Origin of the sequence: Cutibacterium acnes (assembly GCF_003030305.1) — a bacterium.
Taxonomy (GTDB): Bacteria; Actinomycetota; Actinomycetes; order Propionibacteriales; family Propionibacteriaceae; genus Cutibacterium; species Cutibacterium acnes.
In genome coordinates, this window is sequence record NZ_CP023676.1 from 1416507 (window position 1) to 1428562 (window position 12056).

Genomic DNA, 12056 nt, shown 5'->3' on the forward strand with positions numbered 1-12056 from the left:
CGGCGGTGTGGCTGGGGTTCGTGTCGTCGACGCTCACCCCATCAGGTTAGAGGGTTGATGGCATGAGAGGTAAAATGATTGATGGTGTGTCGAACGCGTATCTTCGCTGGTCCACACCAGACGTGGCATTAAACGACGTCACAAGAACGACACCGGGCCTTGACGGGCCCACGCACGAAGAGGCCAAGACACTGACCGAGACTACTGTTTCCGTTCCCACCTCCTTCGCCGACCTCGGCGTCCGAGAAGATATCTGCCAGGCGCTGGAAGGGGTGGGAATTGTCTCCCCGTTTCCGATCCAGGCCATGTCGATCCCGATTGCCGTCGAGGGCACGGATCTTATTGGGCAGGCGCGTACTGGCACTGGCAAAACACTCGCCTTCGGCATCACCATCTTGCAGCGCATCACCCTGCCCGGTGACGAAGGTTGGGAAGAACTCACCACCAAAGGCAAGCCCCAAGCACTCGTGATGTGCCCTACCCGGGAGCTAGCTCTCCAAGTGTCTAAAGACATCTCCACTGCCGCTTCTGTCCGCGGCACACGCGTCCTTACCGTCTACGGTGGGGTTGGTTATGAGTCGCAGATTGACGCACTTAAAGCGGGGGTCGATGTTGTCGTCGGTACTCCTGGACGCCTTCTTGACCTATCCCAGCGCAAGGACCTCGATCTGTCCCATGAGCGCATCGTCGTCCTTGACGAGGCCGACGAGATGCTCGATCTCGGCTTCCTGCCTGACGTCGAGAATCTCATCGGACGCACTCCAGCCTCTCGCCAGACGATGCTGTTTTCGGCCACTATGCCGGCCCCGATTATGGCCCTAGCCCGGTCCCAACTGCGTCGTCCGGTGCACGTCCGCGCCGAAGGAGCCGACACCCAGACCACGGTGCCCGACACCCAGCAGTTTGTATACCAGGCCCATCCCCTCGACAAGATTGAGATCATTGGACGCATTCTGCAGGCCAACGACGTCGAAAAGGTCATTATCTTCTGCCGCACCAAGCGTGCATGCCAGCGGCTTTCTGACGACCTCGACGACCGCGGTTTCAAAACCCGCGCCATCCACGGTGATCTCACGCAGGTCGCGCGTGAAAAGGCGCTCAAGAAATTCCGTCATGGCGAGGCGACCATCCTGGTGGCGACCGATGTCGCTGCCCGTGGCATTGACGTCACCGGGGTGTCCCACGTCATCAACCATGAATGTCCCGAAGACGAGAAAACATACGTCCACCGCATTGGTCGCACCGGCCGCGCGGGTGCCAAAGGCCTCGCCGTCACCCTCGTAGATTGGGCTGACGTCACCCGCTGGAAGCTCATCAACAAGGCCCTCAACCTCGAGCTGTCCGAGCCAGTCGAAACTTATTCCACCTCCCCCCACCTCTACACCGATCTCGACATACCCGAGGACGCTCAGGGACAGATCATCGATCCTGAGAAGGCCGCTACCGAGAAGAAACGGCGACAGCATCGCCACGGCCACGATGGCTCCCACCACGAGAAGGCCACACGGCGGCACTCCCGTGATGCTTCCAAGGATGGAGATAAAGCGCGGCGAAAGCGCATTCGCCGCCGCAACGGCAAAGTAGTCAGGGGCTCCTCACCCAACCCCGTGGCCCAGCCACCTCACCAGAAAGCAAACCAAAACCGACACGCAGCAAACAGCAACCATCACGATATAGTCGCCGGCCCGCGCGAGGCGCGGCCGAGACACCGACGCGCCCGGAATGCCCTGCACAACCGACCATCAAACAGGCTGTAACGATCACGTCTGATCCACAATTTGTGCGGGCAGATGCCCACGGAGTGACCGCATCACCCCCTACACTGAACAAAATGCGCGGCGTTTCCGGTTCACCGGAACACCACGTGCAGCCTAATCAGTCGTACTGGAAGGTCGATGATGACCCATACAACCCAGCGATCACACGAGGGCAATCCGCAAGGCCCCAAGGTCACCGCGACCCGTGACGATCCCCGAGCCGCCACAATTGAAGAGATCCAACCGATCGTCGATCGCGGCGACCAAGGTTATGCCGAGACCCTGACCAATCGCCAGGTCCAGATGATGGCGATTGGCGGGGCGATCGGGGTCGGTCTCTTTCTTGGAGCAGGGAGCCGCCTGCGCAGTGCCGGACCAGCGGTCCTCATCTCCTACGCGTTCTGCGCGGTCATCGCCTTCCTCGTCATGCGAGCGCTCGGCGAGTTGGTCATTCACCGCCCCTCTAGTGGTTCTTTTGTGTCCTATGCCCGGGAACTTCTTGGCGATCGCTGGGCCTATGCCGTTGGCTGGATGTACATGCTGAACTGGATGACATCGGGCATCGCTGAGTTGACCGCCATCGGTACCTATCTGCAATTCTGGTGGCCCAGCCTGTTGATGTGGGTACCCTCACTTGTCGCCTTGATGATCCTCGTGTCGGTCAATCTCATCAGTGTTAAGGCATTCGGAGAATTCGAGTTCTGGGCGGCGTTGCTCAAGGTTGTGGCTTTGACAGCGTTTATCATCGTGGCCATCGGCCTAGTGGCCTCCCATGTCAACGTCGGTGGGCACCGAGCGGCGGTGTCGAACCTATGGAGATTCGACGGCGGATTCGCCCCACAGGGGGTTCTGCCCCTCATCCTGGTCATCCAAGGCGTCATCTTCGCCTATGCCACCATCGAGTTAGTGGGCACCGCCTCCGGGGAGACGCAGAATCCCCGCAAAGTTATCCCCAAAGCCGTCCATGCGGTTGTCTTCCGGCTCGTTGTGTTCTACCTAGGGTCCTTGGCCTTGCTGGCCATGTTGCTACCGTATAAGGAATACTCCGCCGATGAATCGCCCTTCGTTACGGCATTCTCGGCCATGGGAGTGGGATGGATAGGCGACGCCATGAATATCGTCGTCATCACCGCTGCGTTCTCCTCAGTGAACTCCGGGCTGTATGCGACGGGTCGAGTCCTCAAATCGCTGGCGGCCGCGGGAGAAGCTCCAAAATTCGCGGGTACTCTCAACCGATTCAAGACACCCTCCGGTGGCATCCTTATGACCGCCAGCGTTTTCCTACTGGGGGTGGGACTCGAGTACGTCGTTCCCGAGCGTGCCTTCGAGATATCCATTAACACGGCTGCGGTCGGTGTCATCTGGACGTGGGCGACGATCTTCTGGTGCCAGTTGGTGTTGCGCCGACAAGTGAATGAGGGTCGGATCACAGATTCGGGTTTCCATATGCCGGGTTACCCAATTACGGGTATCTTCGGAATCGTCAGCTTGGCCGGGGTGACGGCCCTCATGGTGCTCGATCCCCAGAACCGAATTGTACTGGCTGCATCCCTGGTGTACATCGCCGTTATGCTCGTCGCCTGGCCAGCCGTTAAACGCAACAAGGCGCGCCATCCCGAGCTCAACGCCCAGGAAGACATCACTTTTTGACGAGGTCCCACACCATGAGGCTGCTGGCACACTGGTGCGCGATAAGACTACGAAACAACTCCCTTAGTACACCATTTTCATAGCTTCGCGCACCTCCGCCAACGTCTGGTCAGCTACCGCAGCGGCCTTCGCATTACCATCACGAAGAACCTCACGAAGGTGACCCTCATCAGCTGCCAGTTCGGCACGACGCTCTCGAATGGGGGCGAAATAGTCGTTGAGGGAAGCGGTGAGACGTTTCTTGAGAGTGCCAGAGCCACCATCACCAATTTCCTCAGCGATGGTAGCCGGATCATCGTGTTCGCACAGGGCGGTGAGCAGCAGCAGGTTGGAGACCTCCGGGCGGTTCTCCGGATCCCACGTGATGTGACGATCAGCGTCGGTCTTGGCCTTCTTGATAAGCTTTGCGGTCTGATCTGCGGTCATACCGAGCTCGATGGCATTACCCTTCGACTTGCTCATCTTGGTGCCGTCCAAGCCGAGAACGTGCGGGGTCGCCGACAACAATGCTTCAGGCTCGGGAAAGACGGGCTTGGAGGCCTCGGCGCGCCCGTACCGCTCGTCGAAACGACGCGCGATGACACGGGTCTGCTCGATGTGGGGAAGCTGATCACGCCCGACGGGAACAAGGTTCGCCTTACAGAAGAGGATGTCAGCGGCCTGATGTACAGGGAAGGTGAGCATGAGACCGGACATCGGACGCTCTGACGTAGCCAACTCGTCCTTGACAGTCGGATTGCGACGCAGCTCAGCGTCAGTCACCAAGGACAAAAAGGGCAACAGCAGCTGGTTGAGAGCTGGCAGCGCTGAGTGGGTGAAAATCGTGGTAAGCGCTGGGTCAATGCCGATTGCCAGGTAATCGGCGACATTCGACATAACATTGGCCTGCAGGTCACCGACCCCGTCGCGGTCATAGATAACCTGGTAGTCAGCGACGACAAGGAAAGACTCAATGCCCTTGCTCTGCAGGCGTACCCGATTCGCCAGCGACCCGAAGTAGTGACCGATATGCAGGCTGCCAGTAGGACGGTCCCCGGTAAGAATGCGCCACTTGTCGGGATGGACCGCCAAATCAGCCTCGACCTTGTCACTGCGAGCCTGGGAACGCGCCAAAGTGGCCGCGTTCGAGCCAATCCCGGGGACGTCGCTAGTCATCGTTAATCCTTCCTCGCCGCTCGCTCCCGGCGACGAGGAGACGCCGCCAGGCAAGGCGGCCATCACAATGTCAGTGCCGCACGCAGCGACGCCACCACGAGGTGGCAATCGCAGGTGCACTCGTCATAGTGGTCACTGTAGCAGTCTCACCGGACGCGAAGGACTCCACCGCGCAGCTGAATCCTCGTCACCAGCTCTCGATACGCAGTCTCACGGGTCACATTGCACCCCAACTGGTGATCCTTTTTGCCGGACCCGTGATAATCACTTGCGCCAGTCCGGACCAATCCGAGCCTTCCGCCTAAGTCGAAAAGCATCCGACGAGCGACCTGGTCATGATCTTGATGCTCGACTTCAATCCCGTCCAGCTGGTGGTACGCCGACAGGGACGCGATCACCTGCGGGGTGAGATCCTGCTGCGCTCCTCTTCCCCACGGATGGGCGAGCACAGCAACACCACCGGCATTGTGGATGAGGTCAATGCCTTCCTCTAGTGCCACGCTGCGCCTTGGCACATAGGCCGGTTTTCCGTCTGACAACCAGTCGCGGAAGGCTTCATCACGGTCCTCGACATATCCCTTAGCCACCATTGCATCCGCGACATGAGGGCGACCCAGGCTGGAAGCAGACCCGGAGGTCCGGTGCACATCGTCAATTGTTACCGTCATCCCGGCGTCAGACAGCCGTTGACAGATAGCGTCTAGACGTCCTGCTCGCGATGCTCGGGTGGCCTGCAGTTCCCTACCTAATACCGGATCGTCGGGACGGGCCCCGTAACCGAGCAGATGCACGTCTCGGCCGCCGATATGACATGTCATCTCGAAGCCGGGCAGCAGCCGGACACCAAAACGCTGTCCGGCAGCCTGGGCCTCCTCCAGCCCATCAAAGGTGTCGTGATCGGTCAGGGCGACAACGTCTAAACCACTCCCGGCAGCTTTCATCATGAGGCGGGTCGGTGAGTCTGTCCCGTCTGAGATCGTGGAGTGGGTGTGAAGATCAATTCTCACAATGTGACCTCCTGGCCCACGGCGGACCGTAGATCACTGACCATCACGACGCAGTGCGCTAGATCCGGATTTGCCGCTATCGACTTCACAATACGACCACCGTCTGCCAGAACATTGTCTGTTCCAATCACAACGGCGCGTCGGGTCGCGTCCGACATCACTCGCAACAAATCTTCTCGCAAACTCGCCCGCACTCTGGCATCCGTCGGACGATCCTGCGGAAGCTGCTCGACGAGCCTGGTGAGGCGAATCATGTCGACGCGGCGGGCCAGCGTCAGATAAGCATCCGCAACCTCGTCAAGAGGGTGGCCCTCTTCCGAAATCTCTACGATGCTGAGGAGTACTGGGCTCCAGTCATAAGCGGCAACAACTGCGGCGTCAGAACGATCAAGCCCAAGCTCGGTGACCTCGTCGACCTTCTCCTGCCAGGCATCCGCACTGTCGCCAAGCAGCCGCTCAGACAACTTCTCAACAAGCGTAGCTACACCAGGCCGGTAGGTCTCGATAGTGCCAGCGATGTCGTCGGCGCCACCATGGTTGAGGAACCACCGGGTGGCATGCATGGCAAGATCTGTCAATGCGAGTCGAATCTTGGCGGTACGGACAGCATCCAACCCGAGGTGGGTGAGATCCGTTTCGACTCGCCCTAGTCCGAACACCGAGCGTGCTGCTAGCTGGCATCGGATGACCTGGGCAATGTCTGCCCCCGTCTGTAGGTGCAACCGGTAGTAGGCCGTAATACCCTGCGAATCTACGAAACGGTTCACGGCCTCGGTCGTGATGATCTCACGGTGCAGCCGATGTGTCGGCATCCGCTCAGTGAACCTCTCCCTCAAAAGTGGCGGGAAGTAGCCCACCAAGCGGTCCGCAACGAAAGGATCCTCCGGCAAGTCTGTCGCCAGCACGGCATCACACAGGGCGATCTTCGTCCAAGCCAGCAGAGTGCACAGCTCCGGACTAGCGAGTCTCTCCCCTGCGGCCATTCTCCGGTTCATTTCAGTGGTCGACGGCATGGTATCGACAGCGCGATCAAGATGACCCGACTCTTCCAACTCGCACATCCACGCTTCTAACACTCCCGCAGTCGGGCCATCTGAGCTCAATGCGTTAGCTAAGGCCAAGTTTTGTGAATGGTTGTGGCGCAACACTAGGGAAGCAACATCATCCGCCATGGCCGGCAGCAATTCATCGCGTTCTTGTTCGCTGATTCGGCCTGCCGCAACCTCAGCGTCCAGGAGGATCTTGATGTTGACTTCGTGGTCCGAGGTATCTACTCCTGCCGAGTTGTCGATGAAGTCGGTGTTAATGCGGCCACCATTGCGGGCATACTCGATACGGCCAGCCTGAGTCCAACCTAGGTTTCCACCTTCACCGGCAGCCTTCGCACGAACGTCCTTGGCGGTGACACGCACCGGATCGTTAGCACGATCGCCTACCTGAGCATCAGTTTCACTGGTAGCGCGCACATAGGTGCCAATGCCGCCATTCCACAACAGATCGACGGGGGCTCGCAGGATCGCGGAGATGAGGTCATCGGGCGTCATCCGGTTCACCGAAGCGTCAATTCCTAAAGCCTCGTGCATATGCGGGCTCACTGGGATCGACTTCAAGGTGCGATCCCAGACGCCACCACCCTCAGAGATAAGGGAAGAGTCGTAGTCGCCCCAACTTGAGCGAGGAAGGTTAAAGAGACGGCGACGCTCTTGCCACGACGCCTCAGGATCTGGGTTCGGATCGACGAAAACATGGCGGTGGTTGAAAGCAGCAACCAATTTGATGTGCCTGCTCAACAGCATGCCATTACCGAAGACATCGCCCGACATATCGCCGATGCCAACGCACGTGAAATCCTCGGTAGCCTGGTCAATCCCTAGATCTGCCAGGTGCCTAGTGACTGATTCCCACGCGCCACGGGCCGTGATACCCATCGCCTTGTGGTCGTAGCCATGCGAACCGCCAGAGGCGAAGGCGTCACCAAGCCAGAAGTGGTGTTCGGCAGCGATGGCATTTGCGGTATCAGAGAAGGTGGCTGTGCCTTTGTCGGCCGCAACAACAAGGTACGGGTCATCACCGTCGTGACGAACCACGTCCTCAGGTGCGACGACCTTGCCCTCAACAACGTTATCTGTCAGCGACAGCAACGAAGACACGAAAATGCGGTAGCATTCCTTGCCTTCCGCAGCCCATTCCGCGCGATTGGTCGTTGAATCAGGTAGATGAGCAGGCACAAATCCGCCCTTGGCACCGGCCGGGACGATAACCGAATTCTTGACCATCTGCGCCTTGACCAAGCCGAGTACTTCGGTGCGAAAATCCTCGGGGCGATCGGACCACCGCAGGCCACCTCGCGCGACGGCGCCAAACCTCAGGTGGGTTCCGGACACTCGTGGCGAGTTGACGAAAATCTCAAACTTGGGCCGCGGGGCCGGGGCAAAGCCGAGATCGGTAGGACGGACCTTGAAGGCCAACGCCCGTCGACCGCTCTGCCACCAGTTCGTACGGATCATAGCTCTGATGACGGCATGCATCATGCGTAAAATGCGGTCGTGGTCAAGCGAAGCCACTTCCTCAAGGTCAGTGAGGAAGGACTCGGACAGTTCCTCGACCTTAGCCAAACGCTGCGGACCGGCGTCAACTCCATCATCAAAAGCAGTGGGATCGAACTTCGCCTCAACGATCCCCACTAGGTCCCTTGCCAGGTTCGGATTAGCCCGCAAAGCCCGCGCCATGTACGTCTGTGAGAAAGGGCTACCGAGCTGTCGTAGGTACCGAGCGATACAGCGCAGCATCGCTACTTGGGACCACGACAGTCCAGCTTCAGTCACCAATCCGGAGAAGGTGTCAGACTCGCACTCCCCCTTCCACGACGCTGCAAACGCCTCGGTGAAACGACGTCGTCCAGCGACCTTCCATAGCTCACCAGGAGTTTGCAGACCAAGGTCGAACAGCCACACTTCTCGCCCGCGCAATATGATGCGATGGGGATGTTCATCAATAATCTGAACACCCAGGCTCGACAGGTGTGGCATCACCTGAGAAAGTGTCATCGGAGCCCGTTGGTTGAAGATCTTTAGTCGCAAATCAGACGGATCAGCTGGGTCATCGGGGCGATACATCACTAGTCCCAGATCATCCTCAGCCAGGCCGTTGAGGAGCTCCAGATCCAAAATGCCCTGCTTGGCGGTGAACTCTTGCTTGTACTCGGGGCCGAAATCGACTCCTCGTCGGTTGCTAGGAATGCCACTGGCCAAGGTGATGAACTCGTCATCCCAGTTCGAGGTGGCATCTGCAAGTTCAGCCTGCAATTTCTCGTCGTCGATCGGTGGTAGCACCTGTCCATCAGCAACCTTGGCTGTCACTGTGATCCGTACCAGCGAGGACTCCCCCATCATGGTGGTCGAGTCAACTTCCACCGCGCCAGTGCGTTTAGCCACAATTCCCTCAACGACGCCGACAGTGCTGGCGTCGAAACGATCTGCCGGAACAAAGACAAGAAGGTGGAAAAAACGACCCCATGGGCCCCGACGCACCAGGGCACGCAAGCGCTGCTTCTCACGCAGATCGACAACGGCCATAATAAGCGGCACGAGTTCCTCGGCAGACGCCTCAAAGAAGTCATCACGCGGGAACTCAGCAATCGTGCGAACAACCGCCTTTCCGCTATGAGAGTTAGCGCGGTAGCCAGACAGCGCGAGGATACGAGACGCCTTAGCCCTCAAGACCGGAATATGGGCCACAGACTCCGTGTACGCCGCGGACCCCAGCAGGCCAAGGAACCGGTGCTCAGCAACGACGGCGCCGTGCTCGTCACGAATCCTTACCCCGATGTAATCGCGGTAACCATTGCGTTGTACTGCCGAGCGCACCGAATCCTTGGTGACGATAACGGTCGCCTTATCGTCATTATGCGGAACGGCGTCAAATCGCTGCCCCTCCTCAGCGATGCCAAGATGAGTACCTGCGACCGGAGTCATCGTCTCGCCATCAACCGTGAATTCCTGGTAGGAAAGGTACATGAAGTGATCATCAGCCAGCCACTCAAGTAACTCACGACTCGAATCGCGATCATCGGCTGGTCCTGGAGGAAGCGCTGACGAGCTCAGCAGTGCGCAGCATTGCTTCATGCATTGCCCCCCAGTCATCGGTGGCACAAACAACCTGATCAAGGCACGCACACAAATCGTCACGAAGTTGCTCGGCTGCCTGTCCGATATCGGTACCAAGCGGGGCCGTCGCATCAATGTGGATCCACGACTCCGAGGCACAACCTCCCCGACCGGGCATTCCGACCGCCTCAATCGTGCCGCGGTCGCGTTTCACACCGATGATCGGATGCCGGACGTCCTCGACCCTCCACCCGTGCCTCAGCAAGCAGGACGCCACAGTGTCGACAAGGAAAGGACGGTCACCCGTCACGACCTGAACAGAATTTATCTGCCCGTCTGACCACGGCGGATCGACGATGACGTCAACGCGAACCGGCCCAGGTCGCAGCGCAAGCTGCGCCTGGTGTTCCATCGCTTGACGAATCGCATCGTCACGGTAATGATCTCCGGTGGCATGCTGCTCTTGCACAGCTGCCACGAGAGCCGGGATGACTTCATCCATCTCTGACACGATCAGGTCACCTTCGTCATGGTCACGGGGCCACCTCCACGTGGTCCTCATCGAGAACTCTACAAGGGTCAATGCCTTGGCGTGAACCACCACGCACAGGCATAGTGTGAGATGTGCCGTAACCGTCCGGCATCATGGTGGCATGGACATCAATTCACGGGCCCATTTCGACGCAACCCCCGACCAAGTCGTCGCTATGATGACTGATCCGGCATGGTGGCAAGACGTCCACCGTCGTGGCGGTGGCACGACCAGCAACGCCGTCGTTACAGGGGATTCACTGAGTTTGGACGTAGCTATGCCAGCCCCCAGCCAGATCACCACGTTCGTCGGTTCGACTCTGACCGCCAAGCAGACGCTGTCGTGGCAACCGGCCGGCCCCAACGGATCACGCGAGGGTACCCTCCAGATCGTCCCTCAAGGCATGCCTGCGAAAGCGGATGGACACGCATCAGTGCGCCCCGACGCCACCGGAACTGAGGTTATCTATACCGGAACCTTCACAGTGTCGGTGCCTTTAGTTGGTAAGAAACTCGAAAAAGCCGCAGCTCCTCACATCACTCAGGCATTTAACATGCAACAGGATGCTGGCAACGACTGGTTGGCCTCTCACTGAACACCACACCGGACCACGCGAGGCGGTCAGCATCACTCAAGACCGCGGAAACCCTCCGGGTCGGTGCTGACCGCAGGAAGCTCCTCGGTGACGTCATGCCATGACAACTCGTGCTCACCGATAAGGGTTTGGATAGTGACGTCGTTCCACGCGTCATCAATAGTCATGCCCTTGACTGCCTCCGCCGCCTCCCGTGAGTGAGCGTCGTCATCATCAGCGAACCACGCGGTGATCTGAGAAGGCTCGAGATGTGTCAGAGTCACTCCGCCGTTGTCGACCTCCTCATGGTCGGTGATCTGCTCAGGCGGGACGTGAGCTACGAGTACCAAGCGTCGACCAGTGTGGGTCAATCCCCACACAGAACCGATAACCATGGCGGCATGCTCGGTTTCCTCCGGATCGGTGACATCAAGGATGGATTGCAACTCCTCAGTAACCGTGAAAGCCGTTACCTGTTTCCCCGGTGCAGCAACGAGTTGATGAGCCCGCTCCGCACTGGTCGGGATGAAGACGATGGTGGATGTCGACAATTGAACCCTCCTTGGTCGGCGTGGCCTCAGATCCATGATCCACGCTACTCAAGTGCGAGCAAGAACCATATATTGGTTCGCGACATCCCAGATGATGGAACGATTCGCTCACCAGAGTTGTCCACAGATTTCCCGAACAACCCTTCCGCTTACGGTATCTCATGCGTTGTCCTTGGGTACATGACGACGACATCCTCGCCTATACCCCTCAACTCGGCACTGGTAGACCATTCCGGGATCTTCTTGGAACTTGATCGGGATTGGTGGCCTGACGAACTATGTATCGTCTCATCGGCACCGACACTGAGCCGCAACGGAGATGACTCACAAGCTCGTTACGAGGCGGTAAGGCTCACCCGCGCAGCCCACATCATCATCGTGGAGACGATGGCTGGACGACGACCTATGAGCCAGCTCGTCAAGGCCAGTAGCACTCGTGCAGTTGGGACGATGAGACGTTGGCCTCGCGGCCCGGGCTGGAGCCGTATGCTCCTCGTTGGTGAGCCACGCGTAAGTTACGACGACAACCGGGTCGACGGTGTGGGTCTGCTTGACCTCAGGGGCAGACGGTTACCACTGGCCACCAGCCTGATACTTGAGACGTGCCTGGCGTCTCGACGCCGTCGAACTGGTCCTCAACCCCAAAGTGGCCACGTTATTGACGTTGAAGAAAATCACCTGTGAGACCGTCGGGCTGGGATAATAACGACGGCGCCAGCCACGT

Annotated in this window: 7 protein-coding genes and 1 pseudogene; 4 read left to right on the forward strand and 4 right to left on the reverse strand. The window is 58.8% G+C overall.

The annotated features are described in order from the left end of the window. The first annotated feature begins 62 nt into the window (after positions 1-62). Together CPA42_RS07110 and CPA42_RS07115 are read left to right on the forward strand one after the other, a co-directional pair. The gene (locus tag CPA42_RS07110; protein ID WP_002525465.1) at positions 63-1757 is read left to right on the forward strand and encodes a DEAD/DEAH box helicase; all 1695 of its coding nucleotides are present in this window, start codon (positions 63-65) and stop codon (positions 1755-1757) included. A gap of 138 nt (positions 1758-1895) precedes the next feature. Next, positions 1896-3407 (forward strand): amino acid permease, encoded by a 1512-nt coding sequence (locus CPA42_RS07115; RefSeq protein WP_002516416.1) that lies wholly within the window; start codon positions 1896-1898, stop codon positions 3405-3407. A gap of 63 nt (positions 3408-3470) precedes the next feature. Here the strand turns inward: CPA42_RS07115 and trpS are convergent, their stop codons facing one another. From trpS to CPA42_RS07130, 3 genes and pseudogenes are all read right to left on the reverse strand, one after another. Then, positions 3471-4625, reverse strand: a complete 1155-nt coding sequence (trpS, locus tag CPA42_RS07120; RefSeq protein WP_002519433.1) for a tryptophan--tRNA ligase — start codon at positions 4623-4625, stop codon at positions 3471-3473. Between the two features lie 83 nt (positions 4626-4708). Then, complete coding sequence (locus tag CPA42_RS07125) at positions 4709-5563, reverse strand: PHP domain-containing protein (RefSeq protein ID WP_073842158.1); 855 nt, start codon at positions 5561-5563, stop codon at positions 4709-4711. A 2-nt stretch (positions 5564-5565) separates the two neighbouring features. Continuing rightward, positions 5566-10237: pseudogene (locus CPA42_RS07130) on the reverse strand (NAD-glutamate dehydrogenase). 91 nt (positions 10238-10328) lie between these two features. Between CPA42_RS07130 and CPA42_RS07135 the strand changes: the two are divergent. After that, positions 10329-10802: a DUF2505 domain-containing protein gene (locus tag CPA42_RS07135; RefSeq protein WP_002516408.1), complete on the forward strand. Its 474-nt coding sequence runs from the start codon at positions 10329-10331 to the stop codon at positions 10800-10802. A 32-nt stretch (positions 10803-10834) separates the two neighbouring features. Here CPA42_RS07135 and CPA42_RS07140 read toward each other — a convergent pair whose 3' ends face one another. Then, positions 10835-11332 (reverse strand): DUF6912 family protein, encoded by a 498-nt coding sequence (locus CPA42_RS07140; RefSeq protein ID WP_002516400.1) that lies wholly within the window; start codon positions 11330-11332, stop codon positions 10835-10837. A 72-nt stretch (positions 11333-11404) separates the two neighbouring features. Here CPA42_RS07140 and CPA42_RS07145 point away from each other — a divergent pair, with 72 nt between their 5' ends. Beyond that, positions 11405-12016 carry a hypothetical protein gene (locus CPA42_RS07145; protein ID WP_002534380.1) on the forward strand — a complete coding sequence of 204 codons (612 nt, stop codon included), beginning with the start codon at positions 11405-11407 and terminating at the stop codon, positions 12014-12016. Positions 12017-12056: the final 40 nt, after the last annotated feature.

Bases quoted from the DNA above. Each gene is read 5' to 3' on its own strand.
- CPA42_RS07110 (WP_002525465.1), top strand. From the start codon at position 63: ATGAGAGGTAAAATGATTGATGGTGTGTCGAACGCGTATCTTCGCTGG.
- CPA42_RS07115 (WP_002516416.1), top strand. From the start codon at position 1,896: ATGATGACCCATACAACCCAGCGATCACACGAGGGCAATCCGCAAGGC.
- trpS (WP_002519433.1), bottom strand. From the start codon at position 4,625: ATGGCCGCCTTGCCTGGCGGCGTCTCCTCGTCGCCGGGAGCGAGCGGC.
- CPA42_RS07135 (WP_002516408.1), top strand. From the start codon at position 10,329: ATGGACATCAATTCACGGGCCCATTTCGACGCAACCCCCGACCAAGTC.